The 21104-nt window shown below is 60.1% G+C and carries 20 protein-coding genes; 14 read left to right on the top strand and 6 right to left on the bottom strand.

Annotation, left to right across the window (positions count from 1 at the left end; translation table 11 throughout):
* The first annotated feature begins 2 nt into the window (after positions 1–2).
* From cobU to ACI77H_RS05525, 8 genes are all read left to right on the top strand, one after another.
* A complete protein-coding gene (cobU, locus tag ACI77H_RS05560) occupies positions 3–524 on the top strand; it encodes a bifunctional adenosylcobinamide kinase/adenosylcobinamide-phosphate guanylyltransferase (protein ID WP_407010806.1) in 522 nt (173 codons plus the stop codon).
* Positions 521–1576 (top strand): nicotinate-nucleotide--dimethylbenzimidazole phosphoribosyltransferase, encoded by a 1056-nt coding sequence (gene cobT, locus ACI77H_RS05555; protein WP_407010804.1) that lies wholly within the window; start codon positions 521–523, stop codon positions 1574–1576. The genes cobU and cobT overlap by 4 nt, the downstream gene beginning before the upstream one ends.
* Positions 1573–2148 (top strand): alpha-ribazole phosphatase family protein, encoded by a 576-nt coding sequence (cobC, locus tag ACI77H_RS05550; protein WP_407010802.1) that lies wholly within the window; start codon positions 1573–1575, stop codon positions 2146–2148. Before cobT ends, cobC begins: the two co-directional genes overlap by 4 nt.
* Positions 2149–2150: 2 nt before the next feature.
* A complete protein-coding gene (locus tag ACI77H_RS05545; RefSeq protein WP_407010801.1) occupies positions 2151–2885 on the top strand; it encodes an adenosylcobinamide-GDP ribazoletransferase in 735 nt (244 codons plus the stop codon).
* A gap of 151 nt (positions 2886–3036) precedes the next feature.
* On the top strand, positions 3037–3441 hold the full coding sequence (locus ACI77H_RS05540) for a MarR family winged helix-turn-helix transcriptional regulator (RefSeq protein WP_407010800.1): 405 nt from the start codon (positions 3037–3039) through the stop codon (positions 3439–3441).
* A gap of 52 nt (positions 3442–3493) precedes the next feature.
* Positions 3494–4702, top strand: coding sequence for an MFS transporter (locus tag ACI77H_RS05535; protein WP_407010799.1), 1209 nt, complete (start codon positions 3494–3496; stop codon positions 4700–4702).
* Positions 4699–4821 (top strand): hypothetical protein, encoded by a 123-nt coding sequence (locus ACI77H_RS05530; protein WP_407010798.1) that lies wholly within the window; start codon positions 4699–4701, stop codon positions 4819–4821. The genes ACI77H_RS05535 and ACI77H_RS05530 overlap by 4 nt, the downstream gene beginning before the upstream one ends.
* Before the next feature lie 56 nt (positions 4822–4877).
* The gene (locus ACI77H_RS05525; RefSeq protein WP_407010797.1) at positions 4878–5429 is read left to right on the top strand and encodes a glutathione peroxidase; all 552 of its coding nucleotides are present in this window, start codon (positions 4878–4880) and stop codon (positions 5427–5429) included.
* Between the two features lie 90 nt (positions 5430–5519).
* Here the strand turns inward: ACI77H_RS05525 and ACI77H_RS05520 are convergent, their stop codons facing one another.
* The 3 genes from ACI77H_RS05520 to ACI77H_RS05510 all read right to left on the bottom strand — a co-directional run bounded on the left by ACI77H_RS05520 (position 5520) and on the right by ACI77H_RS05510 (position 7929).
* On the bottom strand, positions 5520–6800 hold the full coding sequence (locus tag ACI77H_RS05520; protein ID WP_407010796.1) for an OmpP1/FadL family transporter: 1281 nt from the start codon (positions 6798–6800) through the stop codon (positions 5520–5522).
* Positions 6801–6945: 145 nt separating this feature from the next.
* A complete protein-coding gene (locus ACI77H_RS05515) occupies positions 6946–7428 on the bottom strand; it encodes a hypothetical protein (RefSeq protein WP_008033583.1) in 483 nt (160 codons plus the stop codon).
* 276 nt (positions 7429–7704) lie between these two features.
* A complete protein-coding gene (locus tag ACI77H_RS05510; protein WP_008031832.1) occupies positions 7705–7929 on the bottom strand; it encodes a hypothetical protein in 225 nt (74 codons plus the stop codon).
* Between the two features lie 997 nt (positions 7930–8926).
* On the opposite strand from ACI77H_RS05510, the gene ACI77H_RS05505 reads away from it, so the two are divergent.
* Together ACI77H_RS05505 and rmuC are read left to right on the top strand one after the other, a co-directional pair.
* Positions 8927–9247, top strand: coding sequence for a sel1 repeat family protein (locus ACI77H_RS05505; RefSeq protein ID WP_407010794.1), 321 nt, complete (start codon positions 8927–8929; stop codon positions 9245–9247).
* A 175-nt stretch (positions 9248–9422) separates the two neighbouring features.
* A complete protein-coding gene (rmuC, locus tag ACI77H_RS05500; RefSeq protein WP_407011044.1) occupies positions 9423–10787 on the top strand; it encodes a DNA recombination protein RmuC in 1365 nt (454 codons plus the stop codon).
* 112 nt (positions 10788–10899) lie between these two features.
* Here rmuC and ACI77H_RS05495 read toward each other — a convergent pair whose 3' ends face one another.
* On the bottom strand, positions 10900–14370 hold the full coding sequence (locus ACI77H_RS05495) for a NahK/ErcS family hybrid sensor histidine kinase/response regulator (protein ID WP_407010793.1): 3471 nt from the start codon (positions 14368–14370) through the stop codon (positions 10900–10902).
* A 250-nt stretch (positions 14371–14620) separates the two neighbouring features.
* Positions 14621–15160, bottom strand: a complete 540-nt coding sequence (locus ACI77H_RS05490) for a TetR/AcrR family transcriptional regulator (RefSeq protein ID WP_407010792.1) — start codon at positions 15158–15160, stop codon at positions 14621–14623.
* A gap of 91 nt (positions 15161–15251) precedes the next feature.
* Between ACI77H_RS05490 and ACI77H_RS05485 the strand changes: the two genes are divergently transcribed.
* From ACI77H_RS05485 to ACI77H_RS05470, 4 genes are all read left to right on the top strand, one after another.
* Positions 15252–16445: an MFS transporter gene (locus ACI77H_RS05485; protein WP_407010791.1), complete on the top strand. Its 1194-nt coding sequence runs from the start codon at positions 15252–15254 to the stop codon at positions 16443–16445.
* Positions 16446–16486: 41 nt separating this feature from the next.
* Positions 16487–16798, top strand: a complete 312-nt coding sequence (locus ACI77H_RS05480; RefSeq protein ID WP_407010790.1) for a cupin — start codon at positions 16487–16489, stop codon at positions 16796–16798.
* 105 nt (positions 16799–16903) lie between these two features.
* Positions 16904–18052: a TDT family transporter gene (locus ACI77H_RS05475; protein WP_407010789.1), complete on the top strand. Its 1149-nt coding sequence runs from the start codon at positions 16904–16906 to the stop codon at positions 18050–18052.
* An 87-nt stretch (positions 18053–18139) separates the two neighbouring features.
* Positions 18140–20014, top strand: a complete 1875-nt coding sequence (locus ACI77H_RS05470) for an MFS transporter (protein WP_407010787.1) — start codon at positions 18140–18142, stop codon at positions 20012–20014.
* A gap of 47 nt (positions 20015–20061) precedes the next feature.
* Here ACI77H_RS05470 and ACI77H_RS05465 read toward each other — a convergent pair whose 3' ends face one another.
* A complete protein-coding gene (locus ACI77H_RS05465) occupies positions 20062–20988 on the bottom strand; it encodes a GGDEF domain-containing protein (RefSeq protein WP_407010785.1) in 927 nt (308 codons plus the stop codon).
* Between the last annotated feature and the right edge of the window lie 116 nt (positions 20989–21104).

Below are 21104 nucleotides of genomic sequence, written 5' to 3'. Positions count from 1 at the left end.
CCATGCTGCAACTGATCCTCGGCGGCGCCCGTTCCGGCAAAAGTCGTCTGGCCGAAAAACTGGCAGCAGACAGCCAGCTCCCGGTGACCTACATCGCCACCAGCCAAGCGCTGGACGGTGAAATGAACGAGCGGGTCGCCCATCACCGCGCCCGTCGTCCGGTCGAATGGGCGCTGATCGAAGAACCCGTTGAGCTGGCCCGCGTGCTGCGCGAAACCGCCAGCGCCGAGCGTTGCCTGCTGGTGGATTGCCTGACCCTGTGGATGACCAATCTGCTGATGCTCGACGACGCCGAGCGTCTGACGGCCGAACGCGAAGCGCTGCTGGAGTGCCTGGCGCAATTGCCGGGTGAAATCATTTTTGTCAGCAACGAGACCGGAATGGGTGTCGTGCCGCTGGGCGAATTGACTCGCCGCTACGTCGATGAAGCCGGTTGGCTGCATCAAGCTTTGGCCGAGCGCTGTCAGCGAGTCGTCCTGACCGTCGCCGGCCTGCCCCTGACTCTGAAAGGAACCGCGTTATGACTCAATCCTGGTGGCTGAACCCGTGCAAGCCGATCGATGCCCAAGCCGTCGAGCAGGCCGAAGCCCGCCAACAGCAATTGACCAAACCGGCCGGTTCCCTCGGACGGCTGGAGTCGGTGGCGGTGCAGTTGGCGGGATTGCAGGGGCAGGTCAAGCCACGCCTGGATCAGCTGTGGATCGCAATTTTTGCCGGTGACCATGGCGTGGTCGCCGAAGGTGTGTCGGCGTTCCCCCAGGAAGTCACCGGGCAGATGCTGCACAATTTTGTCAGCGGTGGCGCGGCGATCAGTGTGTTGGCGCGTCAGCTCGGCGCGTCCCTGGAAGTGGTCGACCTCGGCACGGTCACGCCGTCGTTGGATCTGCCGGGCGTGCGTCACTTGAACATCGGTGCTGGTACCGCGAATTTTGTTAACGGCCCAGCCATGACTCAAGCTCAGGGCGAACGCGCCTTGCAGGCCGGTCGAGACAGCGTGCAGCGCGCCATGGCAGCGGGCGCGCAGTTGTTCATTGGCGGCGAAATGGGCATCGGCAACACCACGGCGGCCAGCGCATTGGCCTGTGCCTTGCTGGATTGCCCGGTGGTGCACCTGACGGGGCCGGGCACCGGCCTGAACGCGGCGGGTGTCAGTCATAAAGCTCAGGTCATCGAGCGTGCTTTAGCCTTGCACAGCGCTCAGCGCGACGATGCGCTGCAAACCCTGTTCAACCTCGGCGGTTTTGAAATCGCTGCACTGGTGGGCGCTTATCTGGCGTGTGCCCAGGAAGGTGTCGCGGTGCTGGTGGACGGGTTCATTTGCAGCGTCGCCGCGGTGGTGGTGGTGCGCTTGAATCCGCACTGCCGCGAGTGGCTGTTGTTCGGACATCGCGGTGCCGAACCGGGTCATCGCCATGTGCTGGAAACCCTGCACGCCGAGCCCTTGCTGGACCTCGGCCTGCGCTTGGGCGAGGGTAGCGGTGCGGCGTTGGCCGTGCCGTTGCTGCGCCTGGCGTGTGACCTTCACGGGCAAATGGCGACCTTCGCTGAAGCCGCCGTGGCGGATCGTCCGGCATGACCTTGCGCCTGGACCTGTTACGCCACGGCGAAACCGAACTCGGCGGTGGTTTGCGCGGCAGCCTCGACGATGCACTGACCGCCACAGGTTGGGCGCAGATGCGCGCAGCGGTGGTCGCGCAGGGGCCATGGGATCGGCTGGTCAGTTCGCCATTGCAACGCTGTGCGCGGTTCGCCGAAGAGCTTGGTGCGCAACTGGGTGTGCCGGTGCAACTGGATAAGGATCTGCAAGAACTGCACTTCGGTGCCTGGGAAGGGCAAAGCGCAGCGGCGCTGATGGAAACGGACGCCGAGGCGTTGGGTTTGTTCTGGGCCGATCCCTATGCGTTTACGCCGCCGCAGGGTGAGCGGGTCGCGGATTTTTCGACGCGGGTGCTGACCGCGGTCGGGCGTTTGCAGGCGGCCTGCGCGGGTGAACGTGTGTTGCTGATCAGCCATGGCGGTGTCATGCGTTTGTTGCTGGCGCAGGCGCGGGGTTTGCCACGCGAGCAGTTGCTCAACGTTGAAGTCGGCCATGGTTCGCTGTTTTCGTTAAGCGTCGAACCTGGCGCCATTCTCAAGGAAGCGATCTGATCATGTTGCCGTTCTGGATCGCCCTGCAATTTCTGAGCAGCTTGCCGATTCGTCTGCCGGGCATGCCGGCGCCCGAGAAATTGGGGCGTTCGCTGCTGTTCTATCCGCTGGTGGGGCTGCTGTTCGGCGGGATCCTGTGGGGGTTGAACTGGGTGTTGTCAGGCGCGCCGTTGTTGCTGCACGCGGCGTTGTTGTTGACGGTTTGGGTGTTGCTCAGCGGTGCGCTGCACCTCGACGGCCTGGCCGATAGCGCCGATGCGTGGCTCGGTGGTTTTGGCGATCGCGAGCGGACGCTGACGATCATGAAGGACCCGCGCAGCGGTCCGATAGCGGTGGTCACGCTGGTCTTGGTGTTGCTGCTGAAGTTCGCGGCGTTGCTGGCATTGATCGAACAACAGCACAGCGTTTTCCTGATCATCGTTCCGTTGATTGGACGCGCGGCGTTGTTGGGGTTATTCCTGACCACGTCGTATGTGCGGGCCGGTGGTTTGGGGCAGGCGCTGGCCGATCATCTGCCGCGTTCGGCCGGTAAACAGGTGCTGGCGGCCAGTGCATTGGCGTGTGTGCTGATTGCAGGCCTGAGCGGTGTTTTGGCGTTGGTGTTGGCGGCGCTGGTGTTTGTCTGGTTGCGGCTGGTCATGTTGCGGCGACTGGGTGGGACGACGGGCGATACGGCGGGGGCGCTGCTGGAATTGCTGGAGGTTGGGGTGTTAGTGGGTCTGGTGTTGGTCAGATGATTAATGCGCTGAATTTTATCGCCTCATCATGAGCAAGCTCGCTCCGACAGGGGGGCGAGCTTGCTCGCGATAGCGATCTGCCCGACACTGCAAGCGCTGAGCGGCCAATCTGTAACTTGATTTAACACACTCGCGGGTATATACACGCACCATGCTTGACTCCCAATGTTTATGCATCAACCTGCGTCGCGCTGCCCGTGGCGTCAGCAGGCATTACGACGGCGCTCTCGACGGCTTCGGAATCAACGTTGCCCAGTATTCTTTGCTGTGCAATCTGCAGCGTCTGAATGAGCCGAGTATTTCCGCCCTGGCGGAAGCGATGGGTCTGGACCGCAGTACCCTCGGGCGCAATCTGCGGGTGCTGGAGGGCGAAGGCCTGGTCATGCTGGTCGAGGGCGAGGACATGCGCAACCGCATCGTCAGGTTGACCGAGGCCGGCGCTGAACGCCTGGCAGCGGCTCTGCCAGCCTGGGAGGCGGCGCAGCAGCGATTGGTTGATCGTCTGGGCGCCGAAAAACGCGAAACTTTGCTGAAGTTGCTGGACGAACTGGCCTGACGCCAGTTTTTCCGATCTTAAGCGGGTATATACCCGCTACCGGAGAATAAGAATGACATCGATGTGGCGTACTTGCGGTTGGGTTTTAGTGGGTAGTGCGCTGATCCTTGCGTTGTCTCTGGGTGTGCGACACGGTTTCGGGCTGTTTCTGGCGCCGATGAGTGCCGAGTTCGGTTGGGGGCGTGAGACGTTTGCCTTTGCCATCGCCCTGCAAAACCTGATCTGGGGCCTGGCGCAGCCGTTTACCGGCGCATTGGCCGACCGCTTCGGCGCGGCGAAAGTGGTGCTGATCGGCGGCGTGCTCTACGCGATAGGCCTGCTGTTCATGGGCTTGTCCGATTCGGCAGTGACCCTGTCGCTGAGCGCGGGCCTATTGATCGGCATCGGGCTGTCGGGCACTTCCTTTTCGGTGATCCTTGGTGTGGTTGGCCGCGTGGTACCCCCAGAGAAACGTAGCATGGGCATGGGCATCGCCAGCGCTGCCGGTTCTTTTGGCCAGTTCGCGATGGTCCCGGGCACGCTGGGTTTGATCGGTTGGCTCGGCTGGTCGGCGGCATTGCTGGTGCTGGGCCTGCTGGTGGCGCTGATCGTGCCGCTGGTGAGCATGCTCAAGGACAAACCGCTGCCGGTCCTTGGTCATGAGCAGACCCTCTCCGAAGCATTACGCGAAGCCTGTTCCCATTCGGGATTCTGGTTGCTGTCGTTCGGCTTTTTTGTCTGCGGGTTCCAGGTCGTGTTCATCGGCGTGCACTTGCCGGCGTATCTGGTGGATCAGCATTTGCCTGCCACGGTCGGCACGACGGTGCTGGCGCTGATCGGTTTGTTCAACATTTTCGGTACTTACACGGCGGGGTGGCTCGGCGGGCGGATGTCCAAGCCGCGTTTGCTCACCGGCCTGTATTTACTGCGAGCCGTAGTCATTGTCCTGTTCCTGTGGGCGCCGGTGACGACGACCACGGCGTATCTGTTTGGCATGGCCATGGGGTTCCTGTGGCTGTCGACGGTGCCGTTGACCAACGGCACTGTGGCGACCTTGTTCGGCGTACGAAATCTGTCCATGCTCGGTGGGATCGTTTTCCTGTTCCACCAGCTCGGGTCGTTCCTGGGGGGCTGGTTGGGCGGGGTGGTGTATGACCGAACCGGGAGCTATGACTTGATCTGGCAAGTAGCGATTCTCTTGAGCCTGTTGGCAGCCGCCTTGAATTGGCCAGTGCGTGAGCGGCCGGTGGCGCGCCTGCAAACCCGGATGAGCGCGATATGAACAGCCTCTGGCCACGAATTGCCGTGGCAGCGGGTGGCGTGCTGCTGCTGGCCCTGACCTGGTGGGGCTGGCATCAGGGCGGTCTGGCGTTGATGCAATTGGGCATGGGCGCTTGCTAGCACGATGTGAGGGCGAGTAAGTTCATTGCAGACGACTTTTTCAAGGATGCATGAACATGCTGATGCGCTGGTTTGCTGTTCCCGCGTTACTGGTGGCGTTTACCGGATTGGCTCAAGCGGCCGAGTGTCCCGAGCTTTTGGAAGGTTCGTTGCCCAAGCTGCGGTCCAAGGACACTATCGACCTGTGCCAACGCTTCGCCGGTAAACCGCTGGTGGTGGTCAATACTGCAAGCTTTTGCGGTTTCGCCCCGCAGTTCAAAAGCCTCGAGGCGCTGAATCAGCGTTACAAAGGGCAGGGGCTGGAGGTGATCGGTGTGCCTTCCAATGACTTCAAGCAGGAATCCAAGGACGGCGAGGAAACCGCCAAGGTTTGCTATGTGAATTACGGCGTGACCTTCACCATGACCGAGCCGCAGAAAGTTCGCGGTGACGATGCGACTCATCTGTTCGAGGTCCTCGCCGCCCAAAGCGATGCGCCGAAATGGAATTTCTACAAGTATGTGATCGATCGCAAAGGCAAGGTGATCGCCAACTTCTCCAGCCTCACCACGCCTGACGATCCCGAATTCATCGCCGCCGTGGAAAAAGCCCTGGCTTCACAGCCCTGATCGACGCCCACTAAAAAGCCCCGCCTCTGTAAGGAGTGCGGGGCTTTTTTGATTCAGTTGGCGAGGGGTTCAGGCTCGCCGTGAATCACCTCAGAAGCGGTAGGTCGCACCGACGCCGAAACCGTTCGCCCAGTTTTCATACTTGGCGCTGTAGCTCTGGTTGCGAGGGGCACCGTTGCTGTTGTTGACCTTGACCGACTCTTCGCGCAGGTACGAATACGCTACGTCGATGGTCAGGTCGTCGGTCGGGCTCCAGCCGGCGCCCAGGCTGAAGATCTTGCGATCGCCCGTCGGGATGCGTGGGGAGCGGTTTTGGTTGTTGGTCGGTGCCTGGTCGAAGGACAGACCGGTACGCAGCACCCATTGCTTGTTCAACTGATAGGAAGCACCGATGGCGTGAGCCCAGGTGTCGTGCCAGTTCTGCTCTTCAGTGATGGTGCCAAGGCCTCGGGCGGCCAACGCGGCAGGAACGCCTTCGTTCTCGACGGTGATTTCTTTCAGGCGGCTCCAGCGAGTCCAGGTGCTGCCTGCGTAGAGGGTCCACTGGTCGTCCAGCTGATGAGTGACCGAGAAGTCCAGGGACTCAGGGGTGGTAATGTCCAGCGAAGCGTCGAACTTCTGGTTCGGGTTCTGGCCCAGTGCCGCGAGCACGCCGTAGTTGACCTTGGTGTCACCTTCGAGTTTGTACTTCACTTTCGAGTGATAGGTCAGGCCGAGGCGAGTGCTTTCGAGGGCTTGAACCATGATGCCGATGTTGTAGCCGATAGCGGTGTCGTCACCCTTGATCTTGACGCTGCCGTCCGCTGCCTGCGGGTTCAGCGACAGGTTCGATTCCAGCTTCCCGTCGATGCGGTTGATGGTCGGACCGAAACCGATCGACACCTTGTCGTTGAAGGCATAGCTGACGGTTGGTTGCAGGGTGACGATTTTGACTTCGCTCTTGCTGCCGAAGTATTTGCCGGCGAAGCCGTTCTCGTAGTCGGTCACCAGGCCGAATGGAGCGTAGACGCCGAAACCGACTGCCCACTGCTCATCGATTGGCTTTACGTAGTAACCCATGGGAACGCCCATGAACGGGACCATGTCACCTTTGTTGGTACCACGATTCGGGCGGGAGCTGGCATCACTGATGTCAGCGTGCGCGTCGATAAATGCCACACCACCGGTCACTTGTTCGCGCTTGAGGCGCGCCATACCGGCAGGGTTGCCAAATACTGTACTTGCGTCATCGGCAGATGAAGATCGCCCGGCAAAGCCTGTGCCCATTCCACTGATGCTTTGTTCGTTGAGGGCAAAGCCACTTGCAAAGATCTGGGTGGATGCCATGGTAACGGCGAGGCTAAGGGTGGTTTTGAGCATTACTTTTTTCATTATTAGAACTCCTGGTGATCACCGGGGCGAAAATTACCAACATTTTCGTCCCAGCGCTATAGGCTGTATGCCTTGATTTAGAGCGGTTTTGTAGGACAATCCGACCAAATCGCGACCTGTTGGGCGATCTTCTGCAGCGAGGGGTTCAGCAGGCGACTTGATTCAGCGGCGATACGCAGGTTTGCCAGGCGTAGGTGAAGTCTCTCAGGCGTCCTTGGGGCTGGAAGGTCTGGCGCCAGATGCGGGCCATTCCCAGCAAGTCGTCTGCTTCGGGAAGCGGGGTGTTCTGTTCTTCGACCAGCAGCCAGGCGATGGCTGTGGCGTAACGCAGGTTGACGGTCAATTCGAGGTGCGGGCCACTGAGGAATGCGTGCTGGCTGGCCAGTCCGCGCACCAGGCTTGCGCGTTCCGGGTCAAGTGCCAGGTAGTGGTCCCAGAGTGCCTGATGGCGGGGTTCGGCGATTCGGTACAAGCCGTGTCCACGGCGGTCATGCAGGGCGGAACCAAGGGCTGACTGACTGGCGGCGATGCCCAGCAGCAGGGATTCGGCGGTCGCGCTATGGCGTCCCAGGTAAATCAGCGTCGGACGGATCACATAACGGCACAGTTCGCTGGCAGCGATACCCATAAAACCCTCGAACATGAAGTGGTCGGCGAGTCCTGAAGGGTGCGTTGGCAGCGGGTGGATCGACTCAGGCTCGCCGTAAGCGGTTCAAGCCGCTTGAGTTGAAGTGTAGTGTCATATTCGTGCTGTAAAGGACTGTTTTTAAAATATTTCCGGCAGCCAGTTATAACCGTTATATCGGTTAGTGCTTACGCGACGGCTGCGGAAAGAGAAATATCGGGCAATAAAAAGCCCCGCTTTTCAAGCGAGGCTTTTGAGGTTTTCAGCGTTTCCGACGTCTCAGGCAACCAGTGCCTGACGGGTACGCTCGATCACTGCCTGCAGCGGCTCGGCGCTGGAGTATTGATCGGGGTACAGGCGTTCGCTGTGACGAGCGATGCCGTGTTCGTTGACCAGCGTGAAGCTGAAGCAGCCTTTGCGAGCGGCCATGATCAGGCAGTTCATTGGTGCAAAAGCGTTGGTTAGGGTGCGGATGGCATCCTGGGTGTGGATTTGAGTAGTCATTATTGGGTGTTCCTACAAGCGACACGGATAAGAACCGTGCAAAATTAAAACGTTCCAGTGACGACGACCACCATTGGTCGAACGAAGAACCCGACTGGAACAAAGCAGCCAGTTTGAAGCGCTGATTAAGTTGGCGCGCTTGGGCTGGCAGGTAGGTACTTAGGAGGGCAGGCAACACATCAAGGGCAAAGGTTCTGGGCCCGGGGTGAAGATCCTGATCAATTTGCAGGCTGGTTCGGTCAGAGTAAGTGAGCTTCGCAACACCCTTTGCTTTCGATTCAAAGGCTGTGTTGGCGCAAGGTTTACCTGGAAACCATCGAGGTGGTCGATCCCGCTTGTTCGGTAGAGGCTTCCTTTGGGAAGGCTGACCGGGAGGATTTGTTCGACCAGAATTGACTTTCAGCTTGGTACTAACGCCGCGGATACTAACGGATTGAATTGCAGAAGGGAAGTGTGTTAGCCAAAAACATCTCCAGGGTATGGCCATTCGTGCGCGGATTGGTGCTCACCGATGGCCTTGGAGCGCCGGTTTCGCCCGGTAATGGCACAAATTCCGACCGTCGGTCGTCGACGTTCGTCGGTACAGAATCGGCCTGGATCATGGGTTCGCCAAGGTTTATCCCCAAGTCAGGTAAAAAAATGCGCCGAAAAAGCGCACCGATATAACTGCCTGGAAGGTACTTGTGCACATAAGTTGCGCGGACTGTCACCCCGCTGTCATCTGGCCCTCCAGCGTAGTGGGTGCCTGTAACCAAAATTTAAGTCAATGAAAAACATCGGTTTTTTTTACTGGTGAAAAAATCGTCAGTTTGACTGCGAGCCCCATTCCACAGGGCTTTGCGAGAGTTCAAGGGCGGTTGTCCACTGAGTTATCCACAGCTTCTGTGGATTGTCCCGAGCGCTTGCTCTAGGACGGGCGTGCCGGGTTTTTTTAGGCTTTACCTGTAAGAAAAAAAGAGTAGAGTGGCGCGCCTTCCGATCTGCCCCACAGTGCTTTATGAAGTTTCGCTCAGTATCAGATTCCGTAACCTCGACACTCAGTGTTACCCCACCCAAGCGCTTTTCGATGCGCGTGGCCGAGTGGCTGCTCGATAGCCCGCGCCTGGGCGAAAACCACAACGTCAAACACTTCGCCGGGCGTCTGCTCAAACAGCCGGCGCGTGAAGGAGTGGTGGCCGCGCAGAGCCGTCTCGGCCAGTTGATGTGCCGCGAATGCGGTAATGCCCGGGACCGCCGAATTGGCCAGGACCTCTTGCGTCAGGCTGCGCGGGCCGGGGATCGGCGCGCTCAGCGGGAACTCGGTCTGGTCGAAGACTGAGCTGTCCAAGACCTGACGCCTTGGTTAACCTTCAAGCTTTATCGAATGGGCAGGATTGGCTATGGCGATGGACTTGACCAGCATATTGCTCGGTCTGGCGGGTGCGGCGCTGCCGTTGCTGGTATTGGCCTGGCAACTTCAGCGTCGGGCGAGCACCACGCAGTCAGCAGTTGCACTGCTGGAAGAGCGTCTGGCCATGGCCAACCTGGCACAGGACGGGCTGAATGCTCAACTCGAAGCGGCTCGCGACGAAATCGCTGATTTGGCGCAGGCCAACGCCGCCAAGCAGGCAGACCTGGCCGCCGTGCGCCGTGAAGTCGAACTGCTACAGATCGAACGTGATGACGCGCGCGACGCCGCTCATGCCTGGAACATCGAGCGCGCCGGCAAAGACGTTGAGTTGCGTCGCCTGGACGCGCAAGCGGCTTCGCTGAGTGCGGAACTGCGTGAGCAACAGGAAAGTCATCAGCAACGTCTCAGCGACCTGCAAGGCTCGCGAGATGAATTGCGCGCACAGTTCGCCGAACTGGCGGGCAAGATCTTCGATGAGCGCGAGCAGCGCTTCGCCGAAACCAGTCAGCAGCGTCTGGGGCAGTTGCTCGATCCTTTGAAGGAGCGCATCCAGTCGTTTGAAAAGCGCGTCGAGGAAAGTTATCAGGCCGAGGCTCGTGAACGTTTCTCGCTGGCCAAGGAGCTGGAGCGCCTGCAACAGCTGAACCTGCGCCTGAGCGACGAAGCCACCAACCTGACCCGTGCCTTGAAAGGGCAGAAGACCCAGGGTAACTGGGGTGAGCTGATTCTCGAGCGAGTGCTCGAGCACGCGGGTCTGGAGAAGGGCCGCGAGTATCAGACTCAGGTCAATCTCAAGGGCCCGGACGGTGAGCGGTTCCAGCCGGACGTGATCATTTATCTGCCGGGCGACAAGCAGGTGGTGGTCGACTCCAAAGTCAGCCTGACCGCCTATCAGCAATACGTGGCGGCCGAAGATGATGCCATCGGCCAGATCGCCATCAAGCAGCACGTGCTGTCGCTGCGTAACCACGTCAAAGGCCTGGCCGGCAAGGATTACAAGCGTCTCGACGGTTTACACAGTCTGGATTTCGTTTTGCTGTTCGTGCCCATCGAAGCGGCGTTTTCCGCTGCGTTGCAGGCTGAGCCAGCGCTGTTTCAGGAAGCGTTCGACCGCAACATCGTGATCGTCAGCCCGACCACATTGCTCGCCACGCTGCGGGTCATCGACAGCCTGTGGAAGCAGGAGCGGCAGAGTCAGAACGCCCGGGAAATCGCTGAGCGGGCCGGGTGGCTGTACGACAAGTTCGTGCTGTTTATTCAGGACCTGGATGAAGTCGGCAATCGCTTGCAGCAACTGGATAAGGCCTACAGCTCAGCGCGCAACAAGCTGACGGAAGGACGCGGCAATCTGGTCAGCCGCAGTGAGCAACTCAAGTTACTCGGCGCGCGGGCGAGCAAGAGCCTGCCGGCGGACCTGCTGGAGCGGGCGATGACTGATGTAGATGGCTTGGCCGAGTTGCCCGAGTAAGCTGAAAAGCACTGCCGGCAAGCCGGCTCCTGCATGTGACCGATTTAATGTAGGAGCCGGCTTGCCGGCGATGGCGTCCGTTGAAACACCACAGGGCTAAACATCTACACACCTACAACGGCAAATGCCGACTCAACAACGCCCGCAACGCCGCCGGTTTCACCGGTTTGGCCAGGTAATCCAGCCCCGCCGCATGCACTTGCGCCACGGTCTCTGGGTGCCCATCGGCGCTGATCACCACACCGGGCACCGGCTCGCCCAAACGGGTGCGCAGCCACGCCATCAACTCGGTCCCGGTCTCGCCATCGTCCAGGTGATAATCCACCAGCGCCAATTGCGGACGAACGCCATCGTTGAGCAGCGCCGCGCATTCGTCACGATTGCGCGCGGTCCAGACCTGACAACCCCAACGGGTCAGCAAACTGTTCATGCCGATGAGGATGCTGTCTTCATTGTCGATGCACAGCACCTGCGCGCCGCTCAGCAACTTGCCGTTGAGCGGGGCGACTTTGCTCGGCGACGCGATTTGTGCCTGAGCCAACGGCACACTGACGCTGAACACGCTGCCACGACCTGGCCACGAGCGCACTTGTAAGCTGTGGCCCAGCACGCTACATAACCCGTCAGCAATCGCCAGCCCCAGGCCCAGGCCTTTTTCGGCACGGGTCTGATGGCTGTCCAGGCGTTTGAATTCTTCGAAAATCACTTTCAATTTGTCGTTCGGGATGCCCGGCCCACGGTCCCAGACCTCCAGGCACAGTTCACCCTTGTGCCGACGAACCCCCAGCAGCACGGGGCCCTTGGCGTAGCGAAAGGCGTTGGTCAGGAAGTTCTGCAAGATCCGTCGCAACAGTTTGATGTCGCTGTCGACCCGCAGCGTGCTGCCGCGAACGCGGAATTTTAGCCCTTGGTCCCGGGCCAGCGCTTTGAACTCTGCACCAAGAATGTCGAACAGCTCATTGAGCACGAACGGTTTCGGATCCGGATTGATCTTGCCGTTTTCCAGGCGAGAAATGTCCAGCAAATCGCTGATCAGGTCTTCGGCCGAGCGCAGTGATGTATCCAGGTGATGAACCAGTTTCTGCGCCTCGCCGGACAAGCCGTCGTCCTGATGGGACAGGGCCGCAGAAAACAGCCGTGCGGCGTTCAGCGGTTGCATCAGGTCATGGCTGACTGCCGCGAGGAAGCGGGTCTTCGACTGGTTGGCCGACTCCGCGGTGCCCTTGGCTTCGGTCAGCGCCACGTTGAGTTGCGACAGCTCGTGGGTGCGTTCGGTAACCCGGCGCTCCAGGCCTTCGTTGGCTTCGGTCAGTGCTTGCTCGGCCTCGCGGAACGCGGTGATGTCGGTAAAACTCATGACGAAACCGCCGCCGGGCATCGGGTTGCCGATCAGCTCGATCACACGGCCATTGGGGAAAAGTCGTTCAGAGGTGTGGGCACGGCCCTGACGCATCCAGTGCAAACGGCGGGCGACGTGCACTTCGGCTTCGCCGGGACCGCACAGACCGCGTTCGGCGTTGTAGCGAATAATGTCGGCAATCGGCCGGCCGACGCTGATCAAACCATCCGGATAATTGAACAGTTCCAGATAACGCCGGTTCCACGCCACCAGCCGCAGCGACTGGTCAACCACGCTGATGCCTTGCGTAATGTTCTCGATCGCGCCTTGCAGCAGCGCGCGGTTGAATTGCAGCACTTCCGAGGCTTCGTCGGCGATTCGGACGACATCCTCAAGTTGCATTTCCCGACCTTCGATAGCGGCTTTTACCACCGCGCGCGTCGATGAAGCACCGAGCACCCCGGCCAGCAAGCGTTCGGTGTGGGCGATCCACTCGCCGTCGGCGTTCTGGTTCGGGTTGAAGCCTTTGCCCTGGCGATAGGCGAAACGGATAAAACTCTGACGGGCGCGTTCTTCACCAACAAACCGTGCGGCCAGTTGCAGCAGGTCGTCGATCTGCACCGACAGCATCGAACGGGCGCTGGGACGCGCACTGATTTCCTGACCGATGAAACGCCCCGCCTGCCAGTGCTCCGAAACTCGCGTACGCGACAGCACCGATACCCAGGCGAACAGCGTGAAATTGGCCGCGAGGGACAGCATCACGCCTTGGGTCAGCGGTGTGAATGGCAGGTTCAGCGGGTTGCTGTGCAGCCACGCCAGCCCGGGGAAAGTGTTCAAAGACACACCCAGACTGTGCGCGGCAATCGGCAGAATCAGCGTGTAAAACCACAGGAACGTTCCGGCTGCGAGGCCGGCGAACACACCGCGACGATTGGCCTGTTTCCAGTACAACGCGCCAAGCATGGCCGGGGCCAGTTGGGTCACGGCGGCGAAAGCGATCTGGCCGATGGTCGCCAGGCTCGCGGTCGAGCCCAGCAGCCGATAGCTGACGTACGCCAACAGCAGAATCACCACAATGCTGACCCGGCGCACCGAGAGCATCCACTGGCGGAACACTTCGAACGGCCGCTCGGCGTTGTTGCGGCGCAGCAACCACGGCAACAGCATGTCATTGGAGACCATGGTCGACAGCGCCACGCTGGCGACAATCACCATGCCGGTCGCCGCCGAAGCACCACCGATAAAGGCCAGCATTGCCAGCGCCGGGTGGGCCTGCGCCAGTGGCAGACTGATAACAAATGAATCCGGCAACACCGAACTGGGCAAGAGCATCTGGCCGGCCAGCGCGATCGGCACGACAAACAACGCCGCCAGCGCCAGATACGCAGGAAACACCCACTTGGCCAGGCGCAAATCCTGCGGGTCGATGTTTTCCACCACGGTCACGTGGAACTGCCGGGGCAGACAGATGATCGCCATCATCGCCACTCCGGTCTGCACCACCATCGACGGCCAGTTGATGGTTTCCTTCCAGTAGGCCTCGAGGCGCGGCGCGAGCATGGCCTGGTTGAACAGATCGTCGAAACCGTCGTACAGGCCGTAGGTCACGAATGCACCGACCGCGAGAAAGGCGAACAGCTTGACCAGCGATTCAAACGCGATCGCCAGCACCATGCCGCGGTGGTGTTCGGTGGCGTCGAGGTTGCGCGTACCGAAGACAATGGTGAACAGCGCCAGCACCAGCGACACAATCAGCGCCGTGTCCTGGGCGCGGGTGCCCATGGCGTCGGCGCCGGCACCGATCAACAGGTTCACCCCGAGCACGATCCCTTTGAGCTGCAACGCAATGTAGGGCAGCACGCCGACCAGGCAGATCAGCGCCACGACGATCGCCAGTGACTGGGATTTGCCGTAACGGGCGGCGATGAAGTCGGCAATGGAGGTGATGTTCTCCTGTTTACTGATCATCACCATTTTTTGCAGGACCCACGGCGCGCAGACCAGCAACAGGATCGGCCCAAGGTAGATCGGCAGGAACGACCAGAGTTGTTCGGCGGCCTGGCCGACGGCGCCGAAGAATGTCCAGCTGGTGCAATAAACGGCCAGCGACAGGCTGTACACCCAGGCGCGCACGCGCGGCGGCAACGGCGCACTGCGACGGTCGCCGTAGAAGGCAATGGCGAACATGATGGCCATATAGGCCAGGGCGACGGCGGCGATCAGCCCGCTGGACAGCGACATGGAAACTCCAGACAAAAGACACCCGTGACTACAGCCCGGACGGACAGTCTCGCACGACCGTCCGAGTTAGTCAGTGTCGACCAAGGTCGTGGCGTGGTGGGGTGTCGCAGGGTGGAGGATCAGTCAGGTTTTTAGTGCGTGTGCTGGCCTCTTCGCGAGCCGGCTCGCTCCTGTATTGGACTTGGGTTGATCACAAGTTCCATGCCTGCGGATGATCAACAGGGGGAGCGAGCCGCGCGCGAAGGCGGTTTTACTGACTGAACGCAATCTCGATCAACCGATGCAATTCCTCAACCTCCAGCGCCGCCGGCGAAAACAGAATGCGAAACACCGAAGGCGCCGCCACCAGATTGATCAGCCGATCAACACCCGGTTTCGGCTGATCAGGATAACGATCCAGAATCATCTGCAACTGCCCGCCGATGAGCGTCACGCAAAGGCCTGGTGTCGGGCTCGATTGCACATCGCGCAGCATGTTGCGGCCGGGTTCGGAGCTCATCTCGTCCAGATATTGCTCGGCCCAGGCCTGTACATCCCCGCGCAGGCTGCCGGTGTTGGCCGGCTCGCTTTCGGGTTGCATGCGCGCCAGGGCGACATCCGCCAGTAACGCCGACAAATCGCCCCATCGCCGGTATATGGTCGACGGCGTAACCCCTGCACGCGCCGCGATTTGCGGCACGGTCACGGTGGAACGGTCCTGCTCGTCAAGGAGTGCGCGGACCGCCGAATGAATCGACTCTTGCACCCGGGCACTGCGGCCGCCGGGGCGTAAACCTTCTTTAATAGCCATGGAGCGGACCTTAACACAAAGAATTTGCTTTAAGCGTTGACGAGTAGCACACTCCGCAAAAGCAAAAAATTAGCTTTTGCGGAGTGTGCGCATGTCGAATTCAGCTTCCAACCGTTCCAGCCTGTGGTTTCTGGCGATCACTTTACTCAGTTTTCTCGCCGCTTCCACGGCGCCGACGCCGTTGTATCACTTGTATCAAGAGCACCTGCAATTCTCTGCAGCGATGCTCACCGTCATCTTCGGTGTTTACGCCATCAGTTTGCTGGTGGCGCTGCTGACGGTGGGTTCGCTCTCGGATTATTTGGGACGCAAACTGGTGATCTTTACGGCTGTGCTGCTGAACGTGCTGGCGATGCTGCTGTTTATCAACGCTGACAGTGTGGTGTGGTTGATTAGCGCACGGATTCTGCAGGGGTTTGCGACCGGGATGGCCACCGCCGTATTGAGTGCTGCGTTGCTGGACACTGATCGCCAGCAGGGACCGCTTATCAATAGTGTGGCACCGCTGCTCGGCATGGCGTTCGGCGGCATGGGCTGTGGCTTGTTGGCCGAGTTTGCGCCGCTGCCGTTGCAGCTCACTTATTGGGTGTTGCTCGCGCTGTTTGTGATGCAGGCGCTGTACGTCTGGCGCCTGCCGGAAAGCGTCAGTGCGCAACCGGGGGCATTGGCTTCGCTGCGTCCGACGTTGCATGTGCCGGTAAAGGCGCGGGCCACCTTGTGGCGAGTACTGCCGCTCAACACCGCTACCTGGGCGCTCGGGGGGTTTTTCGCTTCGCTCGCCCCTTCGTTGGTGCGCACAGCCACCGGCTCAACGTCGAACCTGGTCGGCGGATCGACCGTGGCCGCATTGACGCTGACCGGCGCGCTGATGATTTTCACCCTGCGCAATCGGCCCCCGGCCAAGGCGTTGTTGTTGGGCGGCACGTTACTGCCCATCGGTGTCGTGTTGCTGTTGCTGGGCGTGCACAGCGCCAGCCTGCCATGGTTTTTCCTTGGCACACTGGTGGCCGGTTGCGGCTTCGGCGCCGGTTTCCTCGGAGCGGTGCGCAGCCTGGTTCCGCTGGCGCTGCCCCATGAGCGGGCCGGGTTGATGTCGGCGTTTTATGTGCTCAGTTACCTGGCGTTCTGCTTGCCGTCGTTGCTGGCGGGGAATCTGACGCGGACGTTTGGTCTGGTGGCGACCACCGATGGCTATGGTGCCGTGCTGATCGTCCTGTCTGTCGGTGCGTTGCTGGTGTTGATGCGCGAGCAGTCGATCAAAGTCTGTAGCGCCGATGTTCAATGATCGCTAGCCTTGGTAACGCCATTCCATTCGACGGACCGACCATGAAAATCATCCGCAGCCATTCCTTCACCGCTGACCGTGCCTGGGGAGCGCTGGACATCGCCAACATGAACGGTATCACCACCCGTTTGCACTGGACCGATCAGCCATACAAGTGGCACGTGAACGATGGCGAGGAAGTGTTTGTCGTGCTCGATGGCCAGGTGCAGATGCGCTATCGCGAAGCAGGTCTGGAGAAAGACGTGATGTTGGGTGTCGGCGATATCTTCTACGCCTCGGTGGGCACCGAGCATGTAGCGCATCCGTTGGGGGTGGCGAGGATATTGGTGATCGAATCGGAAGGCAGCGTTTGACGCTATATCTACAAAACAGATAACAGTTAGAGATATTACCCGTTATATAGATATTCGATTTGGGCCTACCCTGAATTCCACCTCAACAGAGGACAGGAGTTCGCTATGACATGCCCCAATACCACCCCCGTTTTCAAACCCTTCAGGCACTTGCAGCACCCGCGCGAGGTCATCCGCCAGTTCACCCCGAACTGGTTTGCCGCGACCATGGGTACTGGCGTTTTGGCGTTAGCCCTCGCCCAGTTACCTGTCGCGGTGCCAGGTCTGCATGCAATCGCCGAAGCCCTCTGGCTGTTCAATATTGGCCTGTTCATCTTGTTCACGACGCTGTACGCGGCGCGCTGGGTACTGTTTTTCGACGAGGCACGGCGGATTTTCGGACACTCTACGGTGTCGATGTTTTTCGGCACGATTCCCATGGGGTTGGCGACCATCATCAATGGTTTCCTGCTCTTTGGCCTGCCGCGCTGGGGCGAGGGTGTCGTGCATGTGGCCGCGCTGCTGTGGTGGCTGGACGTGGCGATGTCGCTGGCGTGCGGTGTGCTGATTCCCTACATGATGTTCACCCGCCAGGAACACAGCATCGACCAGATGACCGCCGTTTGGCTGTTGCCGGTGGTGGCGGCGGAAGTGGCGGCCGCCAGTGGCGGGCTGCTGGCGCCGCACTTGGCCGAGGCCCATGCGCAACTTGTGGTGTTGGTGACCAGCTACGTGCTCTGGGCATTTTCCCTTCCGGTGGCGTTCAGCATTCTGACAATTCTATTGCTGCGCATGGCGCTGCATAAATTGCCCCACGAAAACATGGCGGCTTCGAGCTGGCTGGCGCTCGGCCCGATTGGTACCGGGGCGCTGGGTATGTTGCTGCTGGGCGCCGACGCACCGGCCATCTTCGCCGCCAATGGGCTGGCTGGCGTGGGGGAAATCGCAGCGGGGCTGGGGTTGGTAGCGGGAATCACCCTGTGGGGCTTCGGTTTGTGGTGGATGCTGATCGCGCTGCTGATCACCGGGCGTTACCTGCGCGCCGGGATTCCATTTAACCTCGGCTGGTGGGGTTTCACCTTTCCGCTGGGCGTCTATTCTCTTGCGACGTTGAAGCTGGCCAGCACCTTGAACCTGACGTTTTTCAGTGCCTTTGGCTGTGTGTTGGTGGCGTTGCTGACGGTGATGTGGCTGATCGTTGCCAAACGCACGGTGCAGGGCGCGTGGCGTGGCGAGTTGTTTGTCTCGCCGTGCATTGCAGGATTAAACAAATAACCTGCAAAGATTAGGTAATGTGTGGCCTGGATCGACGTCCGACATTCCAATAACAGCATCCACGCCATCATCAGGGACACACGGAAGATGAGTCACCCCTCACAGTTCACCTTGCTTCGCACCCGGCGCTTCCTGCCGTTTTTCGTGACTCAGTCCCTCGGGGCGTTCAACGACAACGTTTTCAAGCAATCGTTGATCCTCGCCATTTTGTACAAATTGACTATCGAGGGTGATCGTTCGATCTGGGTCAATCTGTGTGCGTTGCTGTTCATCCTGCCGTTCTTTCTGTTTTCGGCACTGGCCGGGCAGTTCGGCGAGAAGTTCGCCAAGGACGCGCTGATCCGTCTGATCAAGCTCGGGGAAATCGCCATCATGGCGGTAGGCGCAATCGGTTTCCTGTTCGATCACCTGTCGCTGATGCTGCTGGCGCTGTTCGCCATGGGCACGCACTCGGCGCTGTTCGGGCCGGTGAAATACTCGATCCTGCCCCAGGCCTTGCACGAAGAAGAACTGGTGGGCGGCAACGGTCTGGTGGAAATGGGCACCTTCCTGGCGATCCTCGCCGGGACCATCGGCGCCGGGGTCATGATGTCGTCCGCGCATTACGCGCCTATCGTGTCCACGGCGATCATCGGTATTGCAGTGCTCGGTTATCTGGCCAGTCGCAGCATTCCACGGGCGGCGGCCTCGTCGCCGCAAATGCGCCTGAACTGGAACATCTTCAGTCAATCCTGGGCCACCTTGAAACTGGGCCTGGGGCAAACGCCGGCGGTGTCGCGCTCGATTGTCGGCAACTCGTGGTTCTGGTTTGTCGGGGCGATTTATCTGACGCAAATCCCGGCGTATGCCAAGGAATGGATGCACGGCGACGAAACCGTCGTGACCCTTATTCTCACTGTGTTCTCGGTCGGTATCGCACTGGGATCGATGCTGTGCGAGAGGCTGTCCGGGCGCAAAGTCGAGATCGGGTTGGTGCCGTTCGGTTCGTTCGGTCTGACCGTGTTCGGTTTGCTGCTGTGGTGGCATTCCGGTGGAATTCCCGAGAGCGTCAATGGCCACGGCTGGATTGAAGTGCTGGGGTTTGGCCACACCTGGCTGGTGTTGGTCGACATTCTCGGCCTGGGAATTTTCGGTGGTTTTTACATCGTGCCGCTGTACGCGCTGATCCAGTCGCGCACGCCGGAGAACGAGCGGGCGCGGGTGATTGCCGCCAACAATATTCTCAACGCGCTGTTCATGGTGGTCTCGGCGATTGTCTCGATCGTGCTGCTGAGCCTGGTCAAGCTGTCGATCCCCCACCTGTTCCTGGTGGTCTCGCTGCTGAACATTGGCGTCAACGCCTACATCTTCAAAATCGTTCCCGAGTTCAGCATGCGTTTCATGATCTGGCTGCTCAGCCATTCCATGTATCGCGTGGAGCATCGCAATCTGCAGCTGATTCCGGATGAAGGCGCGGCGTTGCTGGTGTGCAATCACGTGTCTTTCGTCGACGCACTGCTGATTGGCGGCGCGGTGCGTCGGCCGATTCGCTTTGTGATGTATTACAAAATCTACAACCTGCCGGTGCTGAACTTCATCTTCCGCACGGCCGGGACAATTCCGATCGCGGGACGTCAGGAAGACATTCAGATTTACGAAAAGGCCTTCACGCGCATTGCTCAATATCTGAAGGACGGTGAGCTGGTGTGCATCTTCCCTGAAGGCAAATTGACCGCCGATGGCGAGATCAACGAGTTCAAGGGCGGGTTGACGCGGATTCTCGAAGAGACGCCGGTGCCGGTGATTCCGCTGGCATTGCAGGGGCTGTGGGGGAGTTTCTTCAGTCGCGATCCCGACAAGGGCGTGTTCCGTCGGTTGTGGTCGCGGGTGACCCTGGTGGCGGGGCCGGCGGTGGCGGTTGAGGTGGCAGAGCCCGCCAGGTTGCAAGAGTTGGTCGGGGAGCTGCGTGGCGCTGTGCGCTGATTCCTGTCGATGCGGGCCGCGACGGTTGCGAGCCCGCCGGCAAGCCTTCAGCCCGCCATTGCCAAGCGGTTGCGTCCTTCACGCTTGGCCACATACAGCGCACTGTCGGCTCGACGCAACAGGCTTTCGGCTGACTCGCCGGGCAGCAGGGTCGAACAGCCGAGGCTGACGGTCAGCTCGATCAGCTTGCCATCGGCCAGATAATCCTTGGCCTGCGCAGCAAACCGCAGCCGCTCACCGACCATGGCCGCTGCCTCGCGGCCGGTGTTGGACAGCAGAATCAGGAACTCTTCACCGCCAAAGCGAAACACCATGTCGACGTTGCGCAACTGGCTTTTGATCGAAGCTGCAACGGCCTTGAGCACATCATCGCCGGCGCTGTGGCCGTGGGTATCGTTGATGTGTTTGAAGTGGTCGATGTCCAGCATCAGCAGCGACAAGGGTTGCAGATGCCGACGCGACATGTCGATTTCCCGTTGCAGCGTCTGATCCATGGCAATGCGGTTGCCGGTGTCGGTGAGCGGGTCGCGCAGGGCACTTTGGGTGGCGGCGCGGTAGAGCAAGGCATTACGCATCGGATACATCAACGCGGACAGCGAAGACTCGAGATTGCCCAGTTCCTGCTCGCTGAAACGCTGATTGCGGCGGAACACCAATTCCCCCAGATGCTCGCCCTCATGGCTGAGGCTATAGCTGATCGAGTGGTGGCCGCGCTGGCCGAATTCCAGGCGCAAGTCGCTGGCCTTGTGCTGGTAGCTCAAGGCGTCGAGCGGTACGAGGCGCTGAATTTCGCGGAAGAACAGCCCAAGAATGCGTTGCGGCTCAAGGCTGGTTTGCAGCTGCAAACTCAATTGCTGGCGCAATTGCGCAAGACTGACCGGCCTCTCCAGCAGACGGGGCTGCTGACCAAAGCCCAGGCGTTGCAATTTGGCGCTATCGAAGTCAATTGCGTTGGTCTGGGAAGGTGATTTCATATGGCGTGCACCCCTAAGCAGTAAGTCTGTCTTACAGGCTGGGTGAGAGCGGCTTTGGGCTGCGAGTCATACTGGTCCATCAGTCCCGTAGGACATTTGGCGCAAGTCTAATCTGC

Origin of the sequence: Pseudomonas sp. O230, assembly GCF_045447035.1 — a bacterium.
Lineage (GTDB): Bacteria > Pseudomonadota > Gammaproteobacteria > Pseudomonadales > Pseudomonadaceae > Aquipseudomonas.
This window is presented reverse-complemented; position numbering and strand designations above follow the sequence as displayed.

Excerpts from the sequence above, each read along its gene's own strand:
- ACI77H_RS05540 (WP_407010800.1), top strand. The coding sequence starts at position 3,037 with ATGCTTGACTCCCAATGTTTATGCATCAACCTGCGTCGCGCTGCCCGT.
- ACI77H_RS05530 (WP_407010798.1), top strand. The coding sequence starts at position 4,699 with ATGAACAGCCTCTGGCCACGAATTGCCGTGGCAGCGGGTGGCGTGCTG.
- cobU (WP_407010806.1), top strand. The coding sequence starts at position 3 with ATGCTGCAACTGATCCTCGGCGGCGCCCGTTCCGGCAAAAGTCGTCTG.
- ACI77H_RS05525 (WP_407010797.1), top strand. The coding sequence starts at position 4,878 with ATGCTGATGCGCTGGTTTGCTGTTCCCGCGTTACTGGTGGCGTTTACC.
- ACI77H_RS05470 (WP_407010787.1), top strand. The coding sequence starts at position 18,140 with ATGAGTCACCCCTCACAGTTCACCTTGCTTCGCACCCGGCGCTTCCTG.
- ACI77H_RS05495 (WP_407010793.1), bottom strand. The coding sequence starts at position 14,370 with ATGTCGCTGTCCAGCGGGCTGATCGCCGCCGTCGCCCTGGCCTATATG.
- cobT (WP_407010804.1), top strand. The coding sequence starts at position 521 with ATGACTCAATCCTGGTGGCTGAACCCGTGCAAGCCGATCGATGCCCAA.
- ACI77H_RS05475 (WP_407010789.1), top strand. The coding sequence starts at position 16,904 with ATGACATGCCCCAATACCACCCCCGTTTTCAAACCCTTCAGGCACTTG.
- ACI77H_RS05510 (WP_008031832.1), bottom strand. The coding sequence starts at position 7,929 with ATGACTACTCAAATCCACACCCAGGATGCCATCCGCACCCTAACCAAC.
- ACI77H_RS05535 (WP_407010799.1), top strand. The coding sequence starts at position 3,494 with ATGACATCGATGTGGCGTACTTGCGGTTGGGTTTTAGTGGGTAGTGCG.
- ACI77H_RS05480 (WP_407010790.1), top strand. The coding sequence starts at position 16,487 with ATGAAAATCATCCGCAGCCATTCCTTCACCGCTGACCGTGCCTGGGGA.
- ACI77H_RS05465 (WP_407010785.1), bottom strand. The coding sequence starts at position 20,988 with ATGAAATCACCTTCCCAGACCAACGCAATTGACTTCGATAGCGCCAAA.
- ACI77H_RS05545 (WP_407010801.1), top strand. The coding sequence starts at position 2,151 with ATGTTGCCGTTCTGGATCGCCCTGCAATTTCTGAGCAGCTTGCCGATT.
- ACI77H_RS05515 (WP_008033583.1), bottom strand. The coding sequence starts at position 7,428 with ATGGGTATCGCTGCCAGCGAACTGTGCCGTTATGTGATCCGTCCGACG.
- ACI77H_RS05505 (WP_407010794.1), top strand. The coding sequence starts at position 8,927 with ATGAAGTTTCGCTCAGTATCAGATTCCGTAACCTCGACACTCAGTGTT.
- cobC (WP_407010802.1), top strand. The coding sequence starts at position 1,573 with ATGACCTTGCGCCTGGACCTGTTACGCCACGGCGAAACCGAACTCGGC.
- ACI77H_RS05490 (WP_407010792.1), bottom strand. The coding sequence starts at position 15,160 with ATGGCTATTAAAGAAGGTTTACGCCCCGGCGGCCGCAGTGCCCGGGTG.
- ACI77H_RS05520 (WP_407010796.1), bottom strand. The coding sequence starts at position 6,800 with ATGAAAAAAGTAATGCTCAAAACCACCCTTAGCCTCGCCGTTACCATG.
- ACI77H_RS05485 (WP_407010791.1), top strand. The coding sequence starts at position 15,252 with ATGTCGAATTCAGCTTCCAACCGTTCCAGCCTGTGGTTTCTGGCGATC.